The sequence below is a fragment of the Rathayibacter sp. AY1E6 genome, assembly GCF_002931115.1.
Classification (GTDB): Bacteria; Actinomycetota; Actinomycetes; order Actinomycetales; family Microbacteriaceae; genus Rathayibacter.
In genome coordinates this window covers 1-19,594 of record NZ_PSVK01000003.1, presented here as the reverse complement: position 1 = coordinate 19,594, position 19,594 = coordinate 1, and the positions used below count along the sequence as shown (strand labels likewise).

The window sequence follows — 19,594 nt, the reverse complement described above, 5'->3', positions numbered from 1 at the left end:
ATGCGCGTCGATCCTACCCGCCGCGGTCGCCGGGGTCCGGGCCCTCCGGTGGAGCGGTGCGGGCATCGGCGCCTAGGATCGGGCGGGTGAAGCGGGCGGCTCTGATCGGGACCGTGCTGTGGGGGCTCTACCAGTGCTTCGGGAACCTCGGAGCGGCGAACATCTCGTCGGACGAGCCCGTGTACCTCGCCGCGGGGTGGGACTACCTGCACGGCGACGTGAGCGCGAACCTCGAGCATCCGCCGACGGCGAAGTACCTGATCGGGCTCGCGCAGGTGCTGCTCGGCGAGGGGCTGCTCGCGGGCAGGATCGCCGCCGGCGCGGCCGCGTTCCTCACCGGGGTGGTGCTCTGGCTCTGGTTCCGGCGCGAGCTCGGCCCGACGCTCGCGCTCGTCCCGGCCGGCCTGTTCCTCCTCCTCCCGCGCACCGCCGTGGGCGCCGGCACCCGGATCGACCGCCTCGCGCTCCTGGAGCCGTTCATGGTGCTCTTCGCCGTCGCGGCGATGGCGGCGGCGTGGACCTGGTCGCGCGCCTCGCCGGGCAGGCGGAGCGGCTGGCTGATCGCGCTGGCCGGTGCACTGCTGGCGCTGTCGGTCACCTCGAAGCTGACCACCGCGGTCCTCGCGCCCGTGCTCCTGCTGCCGCTGCTGTGGTCGGGGAGCAGGGCCCGGGCTCTGCGGGGCGGTCTCGCCCTCTCCATCGCGTTCGTCGTCACCGGGGTGCTCGCCTACCTGCCGGTGCACCCGGTCGAGGCGGTCCGGTACCTGCTCGAGTTCCAGTCCGAGCACAACGCCGACGGCCACCTGATCGAGGTCGCCGGGACCGCGTACGTCTTCCCTCCGTGGTGGGCGAACCTCTGGTTCATGGTCGTCGGCATCGGGCCGGCGGCGCTCGCCGTGCTGCTCCTCGGGACCCTGCTGTCCCTGCTCGCTCCGCGGCGCCGCGCGCTGGTGCTCTACCTGGGCGCCGCGACGCTGCTCCTCCTCGTGTTCCACCTGGCGATCAGCTCGGTCGCGCTGCCGCACTACTACGCGGCGTGGGCGTGGCTCCTCTGCGCGCTGGCGGGCATCGGCATCGCGGAGGCACTGCGCGGCGGGATCGTGCTGCCCGCACCCCTCGCCCGCGGCGCCGGCGCGGTGCTGCTGGCCGCCTCCCTCGTGATCGCGATCGCCACCTCGGCGGGGATCGCCCAGGAGCGGCCGACCGGGATCGCGCGAGTGGCCGACGTGCTGCGCGAGCGCGGCCTCGACGGCGGCCTGGTCCTCGCGCAGGGCATGTCCTCGGGCGTCTACGTGCCCTACATCGGCGACCGGGTGACGACCGATCCGTCGTCCGCCGGGATCGTCGCCATCGCGATCGAGCGGTCGGCGCGCTTCCCCGTCGATCCGCGCGTGTCCGCCTACCTCGAGTCGGCGCGGCCCGAGACGGTGCGGCTCGACGACCTCACCCTCGTGCTGGTCGACGGACCGCTGCCGTGACCGCTCACTTCGAGCGGCAGGCCCCCGGATCGACGGCGTCCGTCAGCGAGGCGGCCTGCTCGACCACGGGAGTGAGGACCGAGAGCGGGATGGCGTAGCCGACGTTGTCGACGGAGGCGGCCTTGCCGAAGACGACGCCCGACACGGTGCCCTCGAGAGAGAGCAGCGGACCGCCCGAGTTGCCCTGGTTGACGATGGCGGCGAGGGTCAGCACCTCCCGTGAGGTCGGTGCTCCGTCGACCATCAGCGAGACCGTGGCGTCGGAGGAGATCTCGGCCGAGCCGAGGGTCAGCGGGCCGCCGAAGGGGTAGCCCGCGACCACCGCGTCGTCCCCGGCGGCGACGGCGTCGTCGAGCGGGAGCGGGGAGGCGTCGAGCCCGTCGACGGCGATCACGGCGAGGTCGGCGGCCGGGTCCAGGTAGACGACTCGGCCGGTGCGCGGGGCCTCGCCCGGCGCCTCGACGACCGGCTGCGAGACTCCGCCGACCACGTGCGCGTTGGTGATCACGCGGTCGTCCGAGACGACGAAGCCGCTGCCCGTCACTCCGACGTCACAGGCCCAGGCCGTGCCGGAGACGCGCACGACCGAGCGGGTGGCGGCGGCGACCTCCGGGTCGTCGGTCGAGACGTCCGGGATCGCGGGCGCCCGGGTGGGAGCGTCGAGCGCCTCGACGACCCACGACGTGCCCTCGTCGACCACGGTCGACTGCAGCTGGGCGAGGAAGGCGCGGACGGGGGAGGGGGTGAGGTCGTCGATCGTGCGGATGACCGTCGAGCCGGCGACCGAGGTCGTGACGAGGGGGACGCCGAGGAGGGAGACGGCCGAGGTGACGGCGATCCAGACCAGGCCGGAGATCGCGACGCCGGCGACGCCGCCCGCGAGTCGGTCGAGCAGGCCGAGCTTCACGCGGTCGGCTCCGCGGCCGATGACCGCGCCGAGCGTCGCTCCGATCGCGTAGCCGACGCCCAGCAGCAGCACGGCGGTGCCGATCACGGCGAGCAGGCGCCACTCGCTGCCGGCCGCCCACGACGAGACGGCGGGCACGGCGAACGAGGCGCCGATCGCGCCCGCGACGATCCCGGCGAGACCGCCGAGGGTCCGGAGCAGACCGCGCCGCAGACCGTCGACGAGCGCGCCGATGAGGCTCAGCACGACGATGACGTCGACGATCACGGATGCACCCACGCGGAACTCCTGCCGATGTCGGGGACGGGTCCTCCAGCATGACCGACGCGGGATGCGCGGACGCCCGGAGGCGGCTGGCAGTCCGCGGCGGCCGCGGATGCGCGGGGGCGGCGGCGGCGCGGGAGCCGGACACCGCCGGCCGCGCGCTGCCGCCGAGAGGGCGGTGCCGCCGGGAGGGCGGTGCCCCCTAGAAGAACGAGATGCAGTACGGCGTCGCGATCGGCGCGAACAGGCGGTCCATCCGCCCCGCCTCGCCCGTGACGCGCGCCAGCCCGGCCTTCGCCAGGATCGACGGCCGCACCGAGCCCAGCAGCAGCGAGCCCAGGTCGGCCACGTCCAGCGCGAGCTCGGCCTCGTCCCCGGTGCGCTCCACGGTGGCGGAACCGCCCGAGGCGGTGAGGCGGTAGCGGCCGTCGGCGAGCCCGAGCCCGTCGGCCACCTCGACCACGACCGAGCCGTCAGCGGTCCACGGCCGGGCCGAGAACGCGGCGGCGACGTCGAGGATCCGCAGCCAGATCAGGTCGCCCACGTGGCTCACCTGCACCACGCGCGCGTCGCGGAGCGCCCAGGTCAGCGGATCGTCCACCGGCGCCATGTCCCAGGTCACCGCGGAGGCGAGGTCGACCGCGCCGAGGTAGCCCCAGAGCGCGAGGTAGGCGTCGGCGCCGGGGGCGACGAGGTCGACGATCTCGAGGGTCTTGTCGTCCTCGGGCCCGACCGCGCGGTAGGTCACGAAGCCGTCGAGCGTCCCCTCCTCGTCGAGGTGGACGGCCGAGCGGACGTCGAGGCCGGGCGTGGTCTCGCCGGACGCGGTGCCGACGGAGTTCGCCTCGTAGCGCGACTGCCGGGTGAGCGAGCCGGGGGTCGACGCCTGGAACGCGGCGAACACCGCGGGGATGCGCGGCTGCAGCCAGCTCGTCGCGACCACCTCGACGCGGCCGGCGGGCTCGGTCTGCAGGCCGAAGCGCGGTCCGGTGTCGACGCGGATCGAGCGGGTGAAGGCCGAGCGGCCGAAGCCGAACCGGCGGTAGATGGAGGCCTCGCTCGCCGTGAGCGCGGCGACCGGGGTGCCGGCCTCCTTCGCCAGGCGCAGGTCCTCGGTGATCATCGCGCGCAGGATGCCGCGGCGCCGGTGCGTGGGCCGCACGGTCACCTGCGACACCAGGTGCGCCGGCAGCTCGCGTCCCCCGCCGACCTGCAGGGCCCCGGGGAACGCCGCGTAGGTGCCGACCGGCACGCCCGCGCCGTCGAGTCCCTCGGGGGCGGAGGAGTCGACGACCGCGGTGAGCACGCGCTGATCGGCGACCATGTGCTCGGCCCAGTCGCGCAGCTTCTCCGGCGTGAACTCCTTCTCGTGGAAGCCCGCGTTGATCGCGGTGGCCCACGCGGCGGTGGCGGCGTCGGGACCGCCCTCGTCGTTCAGGGCGGCGGGGAAGCGGCGGAGGTCGAGACCGGTGAGAGGCATCCGTCCAGCCTATTCACCCGGGGTGCGCGGGGGCTGAACCGGTGCGCGAACGGTCACCGCGACGGGCGCGCCCGTAACGCGGACCGCCGTCAGAGCACGGTCCACCGCTTCTCGAGCGCCGCGTCCACCGCCTGCGCGAGCTCGTCCAGCCGCCGGGAGTCGAGGCGCCCCGGGACCACGGCCGCCCGGATCCGCCCGCTCATCGCTGCGATCGCCGAGCGCCGCCGCGGCAGGGTCGCGGTGAACGCGCAGTCGCGCAGCAGCACCAGCAGCTCGCCCGCCCGGCCCTGCGCCTCCGCGAGGACCTCGAGCCGCCGCTCGAACGGCGACTCCGGGACCGTCACGCGCAGGAACCCGTCCGGATCCTGGAACGCCGCCGGCGGATCCGGGACCCGCGCGAGCAGCGCCAGCGCGGCGCCCAGCTCGTCCAGACCGCCCTCGTGCGCCAGCTCCCGCAGCCGCGAGTCCACGTCGTCGGCCGGCCCCGCCCCGAGCTCCACCGTCCGCAGCACGAGCGCGTCGAGCCGGCGCTCCTCCTCCTCGCCCGGGACCGACGGAGTCGCCGACCACCACGAGAGCACCGGAGTCGCGGCCACCGCGTGCTCGCCGATCCGCCGCTCCAGCGCGATCAGCAGGTCCTCCCGCGCGGCGAGCGCCACCAGCGCGTCCACGTCGAGGTGGAGCAGGGTGCCCGAGGCGGGCGGCGCCACCAGCCGGCGTCCGGAGGGAGGGACGGTCTCCGCCCGCGTCCTCGCCCCGGGTCCGCGCTCGCTCGCCCGCAGGATCTCCTCCTCGAGGGTCCGCCGGGGTCGTCGTCGTCCGCTTCCGCGCGCCATGCCGTCACGCTACCGTCGGCCGCATGACCCGGTTCCTCGCCCTCCTCCGCGGAGTGAACGTGAACGGCCGCACCGTCCGCAGCGCCGAGCTCGCCGAGACGGTCGCCGGGATCGGCGTGGACCGGGTGCGGACGGTCCTCGCGAGCGGCAACGCGGCCTTCGACTCCGACCGCCCGGCCGCCGAGCTGAAGCCCGCGCTCGAGGCGGCGCTCGCCGAGCGGTTCGGCTACGACGCCTGGATCGTGCTCGTGACGCAGGAGGCGCTCGCCGCGGTGCTCGCCGCCTACCCGTTCCCGCGGATCGACGAGGAGGCGCATCCGTACGTCGTCTTCGGCTCGGACGAGGAGGCGCTCGACGCCGCGCAGGCCGCGATCGGCGAGCCGGATCCGGCGGTCGAGCTTGTCACCCGGGGCGCCGGTGTCCTCTACTGGCGCTGCCCGCGCGGCTCCTCGACGGACACGCCGGTCGCACGGATCCTCGCCCGATCCGCCTACCGCTCGAGCACCACGACCCGGAACCTGCGCACCGTCGAGAGGCTCGCGACGGCGTGACGTCCGCGGCCGTGGCAGGGCCGTCGCCGGGCTCCGCGAGCGGCACCTCCGGGCGCCTCCGACCTCGGGAGGCGAGGAATCGGGGCTGAGAGCACGCACATTCTTTGGTTAGGCTGTCCTTAGTGCCGGTCCACTCGGACCCTGCGCCGCCTCCCGCACAGCCTCTCGAAAGGGACCCATGCCCCGCGCCACCACGCCCCTCGCCCTGCTCGCCGCCACCGCGCTGACGATCGGCCTCGCCGGCTGCAGCGGCTCGGCCGCCGGAGACGACGCCGCCGCCGACAGCGGCTTCGCGCCGATCACGATCGAGCACGCTCTCGGCACCACCACCATCGAGTCGGCGCCCGAGCGCGTGGCGACCGTCAACTGGGCCAACCACGAGGTCCCGCTCGCGCTGGGCGTGGTCCCCGTGGGCATGGCCGCCGCCAACTTCGGCGACGACGACGGCGACGGGCTCCTCCCCTGGGTGAGCGAGAAGCTCGACGAGCTCGGTGCCGAGACCCCCGTCCTCTTCGATGAGACCGACGGCATCGACTTCGAGGCCGTCTCGGACACCGACCCGGACGTCATCCTCGCCGCCTACTCCGGCCTCACGCAGGAGGACTACGACACCCTGAGCGAGATCGCCCCGGTCGTCGCCTACCCCGAGACCGCCTGGGGCACCTCCTGGCGCGACATGATCACGCTGAACAGCGAGGCGATGGGCAGGGCCGACGAGGGCGCCGCGCTGATCACCGAGCTCGAGGGCGAGATCGAGGAGAAGGTCGCCGCGCACCCGCAGCTGGCCGGCACCTCGGCGATGTTCCTCACCCACGTCGACCCGACCGACCTCAGCCAGGTCAGCTTCTACACCTCGCACGACACCCGCCCCGCGTTCTTCGAGGACCTCGGCATGGCCACCCCGGGCAGCATCGCGACCGCCTCCGCCGCGACCGACAAGTTCTCGCTCACGCAGAGCGCCGAGCAGGCCGACGCCTTCAGTGACGTCGACGTGATCGTCACCTACGGCGACGACGAGCTCGTGAGCACCCTCAAGGCCGACCCGCTGCTCTCGCAGATCCCCGCGGTCGCCGACGACGCCATCGTGCGCCTGCCCTCCACCCCGCTCGGCACCGCCGCCAACCCGACGCCGCTCTCGATCTCGTGGGTCCTCGACGACTACCTGGACCTGCTCGACGAGGCCGCCGCCAAGGCCGCGCAGAGCACTCCGGCCGCCTGAGCCGGGACCCGACCCGCGTGCCCCTCGCCGCTCCTCCCGCCGCCTCGGGCGTCGCCGCCGTGCGCCGCCCGAGGCGGCTGCGCGCCCTCTGGCTGGTCGCGGCCGTGGCCGTGCTGCTCGCCGCCGCCGTGGTCTCGGTGCTGGTGGGGTCGCGGGAGGTGGCGTGGAGCGACGTGATCGCCGCGTTCGGCGGGTCCACGGACGGGTTCGCGCAGGCCGCGGTCGCCAAGCGCATCCCGCGCACCGTGCTCGCCGCGATCGCGGGCGCGGCCCTCGGCGTCGCCGGCGTGCTGATGCAGGGGGTGACCCGCAATCCGCTGGCCGACCCCGGCATCCTCGGGGTGAACACCGGCGCCTCGCTCGCGGTCGTGACGGGCATCGTCTTCTTCGGGCTGACGAGCTCCGCCGCCTACGTCTGGGTCGCGATCGGCGGGGCCGCGGTCGCCGCGGTCTTCGTCTACACGGTCGGGTCGCTCGGGCGCGGCGGCGCGACTCCGCTCAAGCTCGCCCTGGCCGGCGCCGCCACCTCGGCCGCGCTGGTCTCGGTGATCAGCGCGATCGTCCTGCCGCGCGCCGACATCGCGGGCGGCATCCGCTCCTGGCAGATCGGCGGAGTGGGCGGCGCCACGTCCGCGAGCATCGCGCAGGTGCTCCCCTTCCTCCTGGCCGGCCTCGTCCTCTGCGTTCTCTCGGCCAAGAGCCTCAACACCCTCGCGCTCGGCGACGAGCTCGCCGCGGGCCTGGGGGAGCGGGTCGCCCTCGCGCGCGGCGGGGCCGCCCTGGGCGCGGTCGTGCTCTGCGGAGCGACGACCGCGGTCACGGGGCCCATCGGCTTCGTCGGCCTGGTCGTCCCGCACGCCTGCCGCCTCCTCGTCGGCGTCGACCACCGCTGGCTGCTGCCGTTCTCGGCGGTGACCGGCGCCGTGCTCCTGATCGCCGCCGACATCGTCGGCCGCGTCGTCGCGCGCCCGAGCGAGATCGATGTGGGCATCGTCACCGCGCTGGTCGGCGCCCCGGTGTTCATCGCGATCGTCCGCCGCCAGAAGGTGCGCGAGCTGTGACCGCGCTGGTCGAGGCGCCCGCCGCCACCGCCCGCGCCGTCGCGGCCGGCCGCCGCCGCCGCGGGGCCCGCCGCCGGATCGTCGTCGCCGTGCTCGCTGTCCTGATCGCGGCCGTCCTCGCCGTCTCCCTGCTGGTCGGCCAGACCGTCTACTCGCCCGACGAGGTGCTCCGCGTGATCCTCGGCGAGCAGGTCCCCGGGGCGAGCTTCACCGTCGGGCGCCTCCGCCTCCCGCGCGCCGTCCTCGCCCTGCTGGTGGGCCTGTGCTTCGGGCTCGGCGGAGTGAGCTTCCAGACCATGCTCCGCAACCCGCTCGCCAGCCCCGACATCATCGGGATCAGCGCCGGGGCGAGCGCCGCCGCGGCCTTCGCGATCGTGACGCTCTCGCTCGGGGCGGCGCAGGTCTCGGCCCTCGCGATCGTCGCGGGACTCGTGGTCGCCCTGCTCGTCTACGCCCTGTCCTACCGCAGCGGAGTCGCCGGCACCCGGCTGATCCTGATCGGCATCGGGGTCGCCGCGATGCTCGACTCCCTCACCGCCTACGTGCTCTCGCAGGCCGCCGCGTGGGACCTGCAGGAGGCGTCCCGCTGGCTCACCGGGAGCCTCAACGGCGCGAGCTGGAGCGAGGTCGTGCCGGTCCTCGCCGCGGTCGTCGTCCTCACCCCCGTCCTGCTCTCGCGCTCGCGCGACCTCTCCGCCACGCAGCTCGGCGACGACACCGCCTCCGCGCTCGGCATCCGCGTGAACGCCACCCGCCTCGTCGTGATCGTCGCCGCGGTCGGGCTGATCGCCTTCGCGACGGCCGCCGCCGGCCCGATCGCGTTCGTGGCCTTCCTCTCCGGCCCGATCGCCGCCCGCCTGATCGGGCCCGGCGCGTCGCTCCTCATCCCCTCGGCCCTCGTCGGCGCGCTGCTCGTGCTCGTCGCCGACTTCGTCGGGCAGTTCGGGCTGGGCCTGCGCTATCCGGTCGGAGTGGTCACCGGCGTCCTCGGGGCGCCGTACCTCGTCTACCTCATCGTCCGCAGCAACAGAGCGGGAGGCTCACTGTGACCACCGCGCATACCCTGACGGCCGAGGGGGTCACCCTCGGCTACGGCGACCGGACCGTCGTCGACGGCCTCGACCTCGTCGTCCCGCCCGGCCGCATCACCGCGATCGTCGGAGCGAACGCCTGCGGCAAGTCGACGCTCCTGCGCTCGATGTCGCGCCTGCTCGCGCCCCGCTCCGGCGCCGTGCTGCTCGACGGCAGGGCCGTGCACCGGACGCCGGCGAAGCAGCTCGCCCGCACGCTCGGCCTCCTCCCGCAGTCGCCGATCGCCCCGGAGGGCATCACCGTCGCGGATCTCGTCGGCCGCGGCCGCCATCCGCACCAGGGGATGCTGAGCCGTTGGAGCGCCCACGACGACGAGGCCGTCGCGACCGCGCTCGACGCGACCGACACCGCCGCCCTGGCCGACCGCTCCGTCGACGAGCTCAGCGGCGGGCAGCGCCAGCGCGTCTGGATCGCGATGGCCCTCGCGCAGGAGACCGACGTGCTGCTGCTGGACGAGCCGACCACCTTCCTCGACGTCAGTCACCAGATCGAGGTGCTCGACCTGCTCGTCGACCTCAACCGCACCCGCGGGACGACGGTGGTGATGGTGCTGCACGACCTCAACATGGCCGCCCGCTACGCCGACCACCTCGTGGCCATCGCGCACGGCGCGGTGCACGCCTCCGGCACCCCGGCCGCGGTGCTCACCGAGGAGACGGTGCTCGCCGTGTTCGGCCTCGACAGCCGCATCATCACCGACCCGACCTCGGGCACCCCGCTGATGCTCCCCCTCGGGCGGCACCGCCTCGCCCCCGAGCGGATCGACGCCCCCGGCGGCGCGCAGATGACGGACGTGTAAACGGTTCCACACGGCGGCCGGGGGGCGTATACGATACCTGCAGTCCGCGGCGGACGACCGTCATCGGCGGAACCGCCGAACGCCTGCCCCCGATCAGAGGTCCTCCCCGCCGTGACTGCATCCCCGACGCGCCCCGACGCCTCCGCCCTCCGCGGCGTCCGCGCGCTCCTGTTCGACCTCGACGGCGTGCTCACGCCGACCGCCGACGTCCACATGCAGGCCTGGTCGCGGCTGTTCACGGAGTACCTCTCCTCGCGCGGGATCGCCGAGGGCTACACCGACGCCGACTACTTCCGGTACATCGACGGACGCCCGCGGTACGACGGCGTCCGGGCGCTCCTCGCCTCGCGCGGCATCACCCTCCCCGAGGGCGCGCCCGAGGACGACCCGTCGCTCGAGACCGTCTGCGGGCTCGGCAACCGCAAGAACGACGCCTTCAACCGCACCCTCGCCGAGACCGGCGTCGCTCCCTACCCGGGCTCGCTCCGCTTCGTCGACGCCGCGATCGCCGCGGGCGTGCAGGTCGCCGTCGTCACCTCCTCCCGCAACGGCGTGCCGGTGCTCGAGGCGGCCGGCCTCCGCGACCGCTTCGAGGTCGTCGTGGACGGGCTCCTCGCCGCCGATCGCTCGATCGCCGGCAAGCCCGCGCCCGACACCTACCTCTACGCGGCCGAGCTCCTCGGCCTCCCGGCCGCCGAGTGCGCCGTCCTCGAGGACGCGCACTCCGGAGTCGCGGCAGGCCGCGCGGGCGGCTTCGGCCTCGTCGTCGGCGTCGACCGCGGAGTCGGGGCCGACACCCTGCTCGAGCACGGCGCCGACCTGGTCGTGGACGACCTGGCCGAGCTGCTCCCCTTCCTCCCCACCGCTCCCGCCCCCGAGGACGCCGCATGAACCCCATCACCTCCGACCCGCTCGACCGGAACCGCTTCCCGATCGACGAGTGGGCCCTCGTCGAGACCGAGTTCGCCTCCGAGCTGCAGGGCCGCACCGAGACGCTCTTCGCCACCGGCAACGGCTACCTCGGCCTCCGCGGCAACGTGGAGGAGGGGCGCGACGGCTACGCCTACGGCACCTTCATCAACGGGTTCCACGAGACCTGGCCCATCCGCCACGCGGAGGAGGCGTTCGGCTTCGCCCGCGTCGGCCAGACCATCGTCAACGTGCCGGACGCCAAGATCATCCGCCTCTACGTCGACGACGAGCCCTTCGTGCTGAGCGAGGCCGACGTCCTCGCCTACTCGCGCCGCCTCGACTTCGCGAACGGCGTGCTCACCCGCGAGCTGGAGTGGCGCACCCCCTCCGGCAAGCGCGTCCTGATCCGCTCGCGCCGCCTGGTCTCGTTCACCGACCGGCACCTCGCGATCCTCGACTACGAGGTCGAGATGCTCGACCACGACGCGTCCGTGCTGATCTCGAGCCAGATCCTCAACCGCCAGGACGGCGTGGACGAGTACCACGCCCCCTCCGGCAGCGAGGGCGCCGGCTTCGACCCGCGCAAGGCGGAGTCGTTCGAGGACCGCGTGCTCCAGCCGCGCCTCAAGCGCGTCAGCGGCACCCGCTACCTCCTCGGCTACCGGACCACCAACTCCCAGATGACCGTCGCCTGCGGCGCCGAGCACCAGCTCGAGACCGAGAACGAGTGGGACCAGACCTCCCAGATCGACGACGACCTCGCCAAGCACGTCTACCGCGTGAAGGCCAAGGCCGGCCGGCCGGTCCGCCTGGTCAAGACGCTGACCTACCACACCTCCCGCGGCGTGCCCGTGCGCGAGCTCGCCGACCGCTGCGACCGCACGCTCGACCGCGCCCGCGAAACGCCGGTCGAGGAGCAGTTCGTCAAGCAGCGCGAGTGGCTCGACGACTTCTGGACCCGCTCCGACGTGCAGCTGGACGGCCAGCCCGCCATCCAGCAGGCCACCCGCTGGAACCTCTTCCAGCTCGCCCAGTCCACCGCCCGCACCGACGGCGGCGGAGTCGCGGCCAAGGGCGTCTCGGGCTCCGGCTACGGCGGCCACTACTTCTGGGACACCGAGGTCTACGTCCTCCCGTTCCTCAGCTACACGGCGCCCCTCGTCGCCCGGAACGCCCTGCGCTTCCGGCAGAACATGCTCGAGGCCGCCCGGGCGCGCGCCTCCGAGCTCAACCAGCGCGGCGCGCTCTTCCCCTGGCGCACCATCAACGGTCAGGAGTCGTCGGCGTACTACGCCGCCGGCACCGCTCAGTACCACATCGACGCCGACATCTCCTACGCGCTCATGCAGTACGTGGGTGCCACGGGCGACGACGACTTCCTCGCCCGCGGAGCGATCGACATCCTCGTCGAGACCGCGCGGATGTGGGCCGATCTGGGCTTCTGGCGCAGCAACGGCGACGATCACTTCCACATCCACGGAGTGACGGGGCCGGACGAGTACACGACCGTCGTCAACGACAACCTGTACACGAACGTCATGGCCCGGGCGAACCTCCGCTCGGCCGCCCGCGCCGTCGAGCTGCTGAAGGCCGTCGAGCCCGCCGCGTACGAGCGGATGGCCGACCGCCTCGCTCTCGACGAGGGCGAGGTGCTCGAGTGGGCGCGCGCCGCCGAGAAGATGCACATCCCCTTCGACGCGCGGGCGGGCATCCACCCGCAGGACGCGGCCTTCCTCGAGAAGGAGCTGTGGGACCTCGAGAACACCCCCGCGAGCAAGCGCCCGCTGCTGCTGCACTTCCACCCGCTGGTGATCTACCGCTTCCAGGTGCTCAAGCAGGCCGACGTCGTGCTCGCGCTGCTGCTGCAGGGCAACGAGTTCACCGCCGAGCAGAAGCGTGCCGACTTCGAGTACTACGACGCGCTGACCACCGGCGACTCGACCCTCTCGGCCGTCGTGCAGTCGATCATCGCCGCCGAGGTCGGCTACAGCGACCTGGCCCGCCACTACTTCCTATCGGCGCTGTTCGTCGACCTCGCCGACCTGCACCGCAACACCGCGGACGGCATCCACGTCGCCTCGACGGGCGGCGTCTGGAGCGCCCTCGTCTACGGCTTCGGCGGGATGCGCGACCACGGCGGCCGGATCACGCTCGATCCGCGCCTTCCCGACGACTGGGACCGCCTCGCCTTCCGCATCACCCTCCACGGCACGCGCGTGCGCGTCGAGGTGACGCAGACCGAGGTCCTGCTGACGGTCGAGACCGGCGACTCCGCCGCGATCACCGTCCGCGACGAGCGCGTGCACGTCGCCGCCGGCAGCCCCGTGCGCGTCCCGCTCACGCACCAGGGCCGCCGCCTGCACGGCGCGCCGACCACGTCCGACATCGAGGGCACCCGCCGCTCCGACGGCACCGTGATCACCGCCTCGATCCCCACCATCTCGATGACCCCCGAGCCCGAGGTTCTGACCGGGCCCTGAGCGGCGCCGCGAACATCGCCCATCACGCACGAGACCCCCGGCCGGAACCGGGGGTCTCGTGCGTCGCGGGCGGGCGGAGCCGCCCGGACCGGATGCGTCAGGCGGAGGCGAGCAGCGACTTCAGCGCCGACGTGAAGAACGTCAGCCCGTCCACACCCGAGCGCATCGCGGCGGCCGTGTCGGGCCCGAAGCCCTCCTCGACGGCGTGCTCCGGGTGCGGCATGAGCCCCACCACGTTGCCGCGGCGGTTGCTGATGCCGGCGATGTCGTTCATCGAGCCGTTCGGGTTGTGGCCGAGGTAGCGGACGACGACGCGTCCCTCCGCCTCGAGCTCGAGCAGCGTGTCGGCCGAGGCGATGTACCCGCCCTCGCCGTTCTTCAGCGGGATCGTGATCTCCTGGCCGGGCTCGAAGCCGTTCGTCCAGGCGGTCTCGGTGCTCGCGACCATCAGGCGCTGGTCGCGGCAGACGAAGGATCCGATGTCGTTCGCGATCAGGCCGCCGGGCAGCAGGTGCGCCTCGGTGAGCATCTGGAAGCCGTTGCAGATGCCGAGGACCGGGGTCCCGGCGTTCGCCGCGTCGACGACCTCGCGCATGATCGGGGAGTGGGAGGCGATGGCGCCGCAGCGCAGGTAGTCGCCGTAGGAGAAGCCGCCGGGCAGGACGATCGCGTCGACGCCGTCGAGGTCGTGGTCGCCGTGCCACAGCGCGACCGGCTCCGCACCCGCGAACCGGACGGCGCGCTGGGCGTCGCGGTCGTCGAGCGAGCCGGGGAAGGTGATGACGCCGATCCTCATCGGGCGGCCTCCGCCGGGTAGTGGATCCCGACGACGTCCTCGATCACCGAGTTCGAGAGCATCTCGTCGGCGATGCGCTGCACCGAGGCGCGCACCTCGTCGGTCACCTCGTCGACGGTGATCTCGAAGCGCTTGCCCACCCGCACGCCGTGGAGGGCGGAGTGGCCCAGCCGCGCGAGCGCGCCGGCGACGGCCTTCCCCTGCGGGTCGAGCAGCTCGGCCTTGGGCATGACTTCAACGACGATCGTGGGCACCGTGTTCTCCGGAGTCTCGGGGGAGTGCGGTCTTCCGCGCGACCATCGTACCCGCGGGGGTCCCCGCGGTCGGCGGCGCTCAGAAGGTCGTGACGCGGATCGCGTTCGCCCAGGGGTCCTCGAAGGCGAGGGTGCGGCCGTCGTCGCGGGTGGCGACTCCGGAGCGGGCCAGCCGCTCGCCGAGCGCGCCGAGGTCGTCGGCGCCGGGCACCACGATCTCGACCTGTCCGAGGCCGAGGGCCTGCTGCCGGCGTCCGGCGCCCGCCGAGTTCCAGGTGTTCATCGCCATGTGGTGGTGGTAGCCGCCCGCCGAGACGAAGAGCGCCTGCCCGCCGTACGCGATCGTCGTCTCGAAGCCGAGCCGGTCGACGTAGAACTCCTTCGCCGTGGCGACGTCGCCCACGCTCAGGTGCACGTGGCCGACGGAGGCGCCGCCGAGGCGCGGCTGCGCGATCGACTCCTCGGTGAGGTGCTCCTGCAGGAACGCGTTCGGGTCGAGGAAGAGCGTGCTCATCTCGATCCGCCCGTGCGTCCACGACCACTGCGTGCGGTCGCGGTCCCAGTAGAGCTCGACGCCGTTGTGCTCGGGGTCGTCGAAGTAGAAGGCCTTGCTGACCAGGTGGTCGGAGCTGCCGGTGAAGGAGCCGGGGTGCCGGCTCGCGACGCTGTACACGGCCGCGGCGAGCGCCGCCTCCGATTCGAAGAGGATCGCCGTGTGGAAGAGGCCGGCGCTGCGCGGCGAGGCGTGCACCAGCTCGGGCGCGTGCTGGAGGATCACGGCCGGCACTCCGCCGCGGCCGAGCACCGCGACCGGTCCGTCGTGCGAGAGCAGCTCGAGCGTCACGGCGTCGCGGTAGTAGGCGATCATCCCGTCGAGGTCGGCGACGCGGAGGGTCACCGCGCCCATCGCGGTGTCGGGAGCGAGCAGGTCGGGGGAGGAGGTGGTCACGGCGGAGACGCTACCCGCTTTTGGTTGAAGCTACAACCATTCAGAGGGGCGAGCGCTCATAGGAACCGCATAAGCATCGTCCAGGCGGCGCCGGGAGGCCGGGCGTGGAATGGGAACCGGTCGCCGTCAGGGGCGGCCCCGGCACGAGGACGACACCATGAACGAGCGACACGAATCCGACGAGCGAGAGCTCACCGACCAGCCCGCCACCACCGAGGCGACGGGCGCCGACGAGGTGCGCGCGCTGCGCGCGGACGACCGTCGTCGTCGTCGTCGGGCACTGATCGCCGGCGGCCTCGGCCTCGCCGTGCTGATCGGAGTGACAGCAGGCGGAGTCGCCACCGCCGGCCGCACCGAGGCGGCCTCCTCCGCCTCGGCCGGCGCCGCTACGATCGTCTACCCCGGCGGCTCGCGGGGATCCTTCGGCGGCGGGTACGTGATCGTCCCCTCCTGGGGCGGATCGACGCAGGGCGGATCGACGCAGGGCGGCTCGACGCAGGGCGGCTCCTCCCCGTACGGCTCGACGCAGGGCGGCTCCTCCGCCGCCGAGCCGGCCACCGGCGCGACCGACGCCGTGGCCGCGAGCACCGCGCAGACCGCCGGCGTCGTCACGATCACCTCCGAGCTCACCTACCAGGGCGCCCGCTCGGCCGGCACCGGCATGATCCTCACCTCCGACGGCATGATCCTCACCAACAACCACGTCGTCGAGGGCGCCACCGCGATCTCGGTCACGGTGGAGTCGACGGGCCGCAGCTACACCGCCCGCGTCGTCGGCACCGACGCGACGAACGACGTCGCCGTCCTGCAGCTGGAGGACGCCTCCGGCCTCACCCCCGCCTCGCTCGACACGGACGGGGTCGCTGTGGGCGACACCGTGACCGCCGTCGGCAACGCGGGAGGGACGGGCGACCTGGTCGCCGCCACCGGCACGGTCACCGGTCTCGATCAGCAGATCACCACCCGCTCCGAGTCGGGGATCTCCGCCGAGACGCTGACCGGGCTGATCCAGACGGACGCCGACATCGTCTCCGGCGACTCCGGCGGCCCGCTCGTCGACTCCGCCGGCCGCGTCGTGGGGATGGACACCGCCGCCTCCAGCGGGACGGTCGACATCACCGGCTTCGCGATCCCGATCTCGAAGGCCCTGGACATCGTGGCCACCATCGAGGCGGGCGCCGACACGGCCACCGTCGAGATCGGCTATCCGGCCTTCCTCGGCGTCTCCCTCTCCTCCGGCACCGCGTCGCCGACCTCGCGCGCGCTCGCGACCACCGCGTCCGGCGCCGTGATCGGCGGAGTCGTCGAGGGCGGGCCGGCCGCGCAGGCGGGCCTCGAGGCGGGGGACGTCGTCACCGCGGTCGACGGGGTCACCGTCGCCTCGGCCGACCAGCTGTCCGCCTCGCTCGCGCAGCGCGAGCCCGGGGAGTCGGTGACGATCTCGTGGACCGACTCCGCGGGCGCCGCCCGCTCCGCCCAGGTCGTGCTGGTCGAGGGTCCGGTCGCCTGATCGGAGCCTCCGCGTGGCCGCCGGAGCGTTCCCGGCCGTTCACCCGGACGAGCGCGCCACGCCGCCCGTTGTTTTGATCCGCTCAAGACAACTCGGGTAGTGTCCTCGGCATGACGACAGTGGACGAGCGGCTCCGAGCCTCCGGGCTCAAGGTCACCGCCACCCGGCGCGCGGTGCTCCTCGCTCTCGAGGAGCACCCGCACTCCGGGGTGGACGCGGTCCTGGCCCGAGTGCGCGAGGGCCTCCCCGAGGCTTCGGCCCAGGCGGTCTACGGAGTGCTCTCGGCGTTCACCGACGCCGGGATCGTCCGCCGCATCGAGCCGGAGGGCCACCCCCGCCGGTTCGAGCTGCGGGTCGGCGACAACCACCACCACGTGGTGTGCCGGCGCTGCGGGGCCGTGGCCGACGTCGACTGCGTCGTCGGGGAGGCGCCGTGCCTGCATCCGCAGACCGCGAGCGGCTTCGCCGTGGACACCGCCGACGTCACGTTCTGGGGCACCTGCCCCGACTGCCTGGCCCTGGCCCACTGACCGACATCCGCTACACCGCAGCGGCGGGCCCCGTGCCCCTCGCCGACAGGAGGAACATGACCGAGGAACGATTCACCACCACGAACTCCGGAGCACCGGTCGCGAGTGACGACCACTCGCTGAGCGTCGGAGCCGACGGACCCCTCGCGCTCCACGACCACTACCTCGTCGAGAAGCTGGCCCAGTTCAACCGTGAGCGCATCCCGGAGAGGGTCGTCCACGCCAAGGGCGGCGGAGCCTTCGGACGCTTCACCACCACCGCCGACGTCAGCGCCTACACGCGTGCCGCGCTCTTCCAGCCCGGAGTCGAGACCGAGATGCTCGCGCGGTTCTCCACGGTCGCCGGCGAGCAGGGCTCGCCCGACACCTGGCGCGACCCCCGCGGCTTCGCGCTGAAGTTCTACACGAGCGAGGGCAACTACGACCTCGTCGGCAACAACACCCCCGTCTTCTTCATCCGCGACGGCATCAAGTTCCCCGACTTCATCCGCTCGCAGAAGCGCCTGCCCGGCAGCCACCTGCGCGACCACGACATGCAGTGGGACTTCTGGACCCTCTCGCCCGAGTCGGCCCACCAGGTCACATGGCTCATGGGCGACCGCGGCCTCCCCTCCTCGTGGCGGCACATGGACGGCTTCGGCTCGCACACCTACCAGTGGATCAACGCCGCCGGCGAGCGCTTCTGGGTCAAGTACCACTTCAAGACCGATCAGGGCGTCGAGATCCTGAGCCAGGAGCAGGCCGACCAGATCGCCGGTGAGGACGCGGACTTCCACATCCGCGACCTGTCCTCCGCCATCGACCGCGGCGACTTCCCCTCGTGGACGCTGTCCGTGCAGGTCATGCCGTACGAGGACGCGAAGAGCTACCGGTTCAACCCGTTCGACCTCACCAAGGTCTGGCCCCACTCGGACTACCCGCTGATCCAGGTCGGCACCATGACGCTCGACCGGAACCCCGAGAACTACTTCGCGCAGATCGAGCAGGCGGCGTTCGCCCCCTCGAACTTCGTGCCCGGGATCGCGGCCAGCCCCGACAAGATGCTCCTCGCGCGCATCTTCAGCTACGCCGACGCGCACCGCTACCGCGTGGGGACCAACCACGCGCAGCTGCCGGTGAACGCGCCGAAGTCGCCGGTGCACTCGTACTCGAAGGACGGCCCCATGCGGTTCGACTTCCAGAAGTCCGAGGTGCCCGTCTACGCGCCGAACACGATGGGCGGCGCCCACGCCGATCCCGCCCGGGCGGCGGAGTCGGCCGGCTGGGAGACCGACGGCGAGCTGACGCGCGCCGCGGCGACCCTCCACCCGGAGGACGACGACTTCGGTCAGGCGGGGACGCTCTACCGCGAGGTCCTCGACGACGACGCGCGCGCCCGCCTGGTCGCGAACATCGCCGGCCACGTGTCGAAGGTCACCCGTCCGGAGCTGCGGCAGCGCGTGCTCCAGTACTGGGCGAACGTCGACTCGTCGCTCTCGCAGCGCGTCGCCGAGGCGCTCGAGCCCTCGGCTCCCGGTGCGGACGTCTCCCCCGAGGCGGTCGGCATCGGGGCGTAGTCCCGGCATCCCCTCGAGGAGCGCGCGGTACCGGAGCGATCCGGGCCGCGCGCTCCTCGTCGTTTCCGGGGAGGGTCCTTCCACTCGGTGGAGTCGGATCCCGCGCGCGCGGGTGCCCGCCTCGGTCCGATGCAGCCGGCTCGGACCCCGGATCCGCCCGCGGAACCGGGCGCCGACGGGGAGGACCCCTGATCCCGACACGCCCGGGATGTGCGATTTCGGCCCGTCGTTTGACAGCACCGCGATCGCTGCGTAACTTATTCCGAGTCGCCACAAAGGCCGCAGGGAAACGGAAAGAGCAGCAGCTCCTACGTCCCGGCCTCAATCGGGACCATCCACTCGGCAAGACGGCTTTTCGGAGCAGGTCTGCCGCACGGATGTAAAGCCTTCGCAGGATCCCTCGGATCCAAGCAACTTCGCCGCCCGGCGCAAGACTCAAGTCCTGAACCGAGCAACGTCGGAGCGCCTATGAGCGTGACGGCATCGCGAAGAAGCCGGATTTGACACGGCCTGCGGATGTGCTAAGTTATACAAGTTGCCACGGCGACAGGGAGAAAGAAACTTCTCCTAGTCTACCGAGAAGACGCGTATGACGCAAGCAACAGCAAACTTCGATCACTTCCGTTGTGAAGCACCGTTCTGGTGTGGAGGCGGGATGTGTCCGATTCTTGAGAACTCAACAGCGTGCACTATGTTCAATGCCAATTTTATACCCCGGCCTTGATCTTCGGATCGGGTTGGGATTCCTTTGGAAATTGATGTCAGCTTCCGGCTTTCGGGTCGGAGAGATGTCTTATTTGCTAGAGGTCAAACTTGACTCTCCTTCTCTTCGGGGTTGGGGGTCGTAATTTTTTTACGGAGAGTTTGATCCTGGCTCAGGACGAACGCTGGCGGCGTGCTTAACACATGCAAGTCGAACG

General features: G+C 72.7%; 17 protein-coding genes and 1 rRNA gene. 12 read left to right on the top strand and 6 right to left on the bottom strand.

Translation table 11 applies throughout. The features are described from left to right. Positions 1–86 precede the first annotated feature (86 nt). Entirely contained in the window at positions 87–1,478 is a 1,392-nt protein-coding gene (locus C5C46_RS03580) for a glycosyltransferase family 39 protein (RefSeq protein ID WP_181068040.1), read from the top strand. A 4-nt stretch (positions 1,479–1,482) separates the two neighbouring features. Here the strand turns inward: C5C46_RS03580 and C5C46_RS03575 are convergent, their stop codons facing one another. From C5C46_RS03575 to C5C46_RS03565, 3 genes are all read right to left on the bottom strand, one after another. Further along, on the bottom strand, positions 1,483–2,664 hold the full coding sequence (locus tag C5C46_RS03575; RefSeq protein WP_258059306.1) for a MarP family serine protease: 1,182 nt from the start codon (positions 2,662–2,664) through the stop codon (positions 1,483–1,485). A 187-nt stretch (positions 2,665–2,851) separates the two neighbouring features. Then, complete coding sequence (locus C5C46_RS03570) at positions 2,852–4,129, bottom strand: GNAT family N-acetyltransferase (protein ID WP_104222746.1); 1,278 nt, start codon at positions 4,127–4,129, stop codon at positions 2,852–2,854. A gap of 89 nt (positions 4,130–4,218) precedes the next feature. Then, positions 4,219–4,965 (bottom strand): DUF2254 family protein, encoded by a 747-nt coding sequence (locus C5C46_RS03565; protein WP_104225685.1) that lies wholly within the window; start codon positions 4,963–4,965, stop codon positions 4,219–4,221. Between the two features lie 23 nt (positions 4,966–4,988). Between C5C46_RS03565 and C5C46_RS03560 the strand changes: the two genes are divergently transcribed. The 7 genes from C5C46_RS03560 to C5C46_RS03530 all read left to right on the top strand — a co-directional run bounded on the left by C5C46_RS03560 (position 4,989) and on the right by C5C46_RS03530 (position 13,079). Beyond that, positions 4,989–5,516, top strand: a complete 528-nt coding sequence (locus C5C46_RS03560; RefSeq protein WP_104225684.1) for a DUF1697 domain-containing protein — start codon at positions 4,989–4,991, stop codon at positions 5,514–5,516. 178 nt (positions 5,517–5,694) lie between these two features. Then, positions 5,695–6,735 (top strand): iron-siderophore ABC transporter substrate-binding protein, encoded by a 1,041-nt coding sequence (locus tag C5C46_RS03555; RefSeq protein ID WP_104225683.1) that lies wholly within the window; start codon positions 5,695–5,697, stop codon positions 6,733–6,735. A gap of 17 nt (positions 6,736–6,752) precedes the next feature. Next, the gene (locus C5C46_RS03550) at positions 6,753–7,796 is read left to right on the top strand and encodes an iron ABC transporter permease (protein ID WP_104225682.1); all 1,044 of its coding nucleotides are present in this window, start codon (positions 6,753–6,755) and stop codon (positions 7,794–7,796) included. Then, positions 7,793–8,845, top strand: coding sequence for an iron ABC transporter permease (locus tag C5C46_RS03545; RefSeq protein WP_258059305.1), 1,053 nt, complete (start codon positions 7,793–7,795; stop codon positions 8,843–8,845). Before C5C46_RS03550 ends, C5C46_RS03545 begins: the two co-directional genes overlap by 4 nt. After that, on the top strand, positions 8,842–9,687 hold the full coding sequence (locus C5C46_RS03540) for an ABC transporter ATP-binding protein (RefSeq protein ID WP_104222740.1): 846 nt from the start codon (positions 8,842–8,844) through the stop codon (positions 9,685–9,687). Before C5C46_RS03545 ends, C5C46_RS03540 begins: the two co-directional genes overlap by 4 nt. A gap of 111 nt (positions 9,688–9,798) precedes the next feature. After that, entirely contained in the window at positions 9,799–10,578 is a 780-nt protein-coding gene (locus C5C46_RS03535; protein ID WP_104225681.1) for an HAD family phosphatase, read from the top strand. Then, positions 10,575–13,079 carry a glycoside hydrolase family 65 protein gene (locus tag C5C46_RS03530; protein ID WP_104222738.1) on the top strand — a complete coding sequence of 835 codons (2,505 nt, stop codon included), beginning with the start codon at positions 10,575–10,577 and terminating at the stop codon, positions 13,077–13,079. Before C5C46_RS03535 ends, C5C46_RS03530 begins: the two co-directional genes overlap by 4 nt. A 97-nt stretch (positions 13,080–13,176) precedes the next feature. Here the strand turns inward: C5C46_RS03530 and purQ are convergent, their stop codons facing one another. From purQ to C5C46_RS03515, 3 genes are all read right to left on the bottom strand, one after another. Continuing rightward, the gene (gene purQ / locus C5C46_RS03525) at positions 13,177–13,875 is read right to left on the bottom strand and encodes a phosphoribosylformylglycinamidine synthase subunit PurQ (protein ID WP_104222737.1); all 699 of its coding nucleotides are present in this window, start codon (positions 13,873–13,875) and stop codon (positions 13,177–13,179) included. Beyond that, entirely contained in the window at positions 13,872–14,129 is a 258-nt protein-coding gene (purS, locus tag C5C46_RS03520; protein ID WP_104222736.1) for a phosphoribosylformylglycinamidine synthase subunit PurS, read from the bottom strand. Before purS ends, purQ begins: the two co-directional genes overlap by 4 nt. Positions 14,130–14,208: 79 nt before the next feature. Continuing rightward, complete coding sequence (locus C5C46_RS03515) at positions 14,209–15,036, bottom strand: VOC family protein (RefSeq protein WP_104225876.1); 828 nt, start codon at positions 15,034–15,036, stop codon at positions 14,209–14,211. Positions 15,037–15,235: 199 nt separating this feature from the next. Here C5C46_RS03515 and C5C46_RS17090 point away from each other — a divergent pair, with 199 nt between their 5' ends. From C5C46_RS17090 to C5C46_RS03495, 4 genes are all read left to right on the top strand, one after another. Then, the gene (locus tag C5C46_RS17090; RefSeq protein ID WP_146087086.1) at positions 15,236–16,588 is read left to right on the top strand and encodes a S1C family serine protease; all 1,353 of its coding nucleotides are present in this window, start codon (positions 15,236–15,238) and stop codon (positions 16,586–16,588) included. A 110-nt stretch (positions 16,589–16,698) separates the two neighbouring features. Next, the gene (locus C5C46_RS03505; RefSeq protein WP_104222735.1) at positions 16,699–17,118 is read left to right on the top strand and encodes a Fur family transcriptional regulator; all 420 of its coding nucleotides are present in this window, start codon (positions 16,699–16,701) and stop codon (positions 17,116–17,118) included. Between the two features lie 56 nt (positions 17,119–17,174). Further along, positions 17,175–18,674 (top strand): catalase, encoded by a 1,500-nt coding sequence (locus C5C46_RS03500; RefSeq protein ID WP_104225680.1) that lies wholly within the window; start codon positions 17,175–17,177, stop codon positions 18,672–18,674. A gap of 852 nt (positions 18,675–19,526) precedes the next feature. Next, positions 19,527–19,594: ribosomal RNA gene (locus C5C46_RS03495) — 16S ribosomal RNA — on the top strand; the annotation flags it as partial.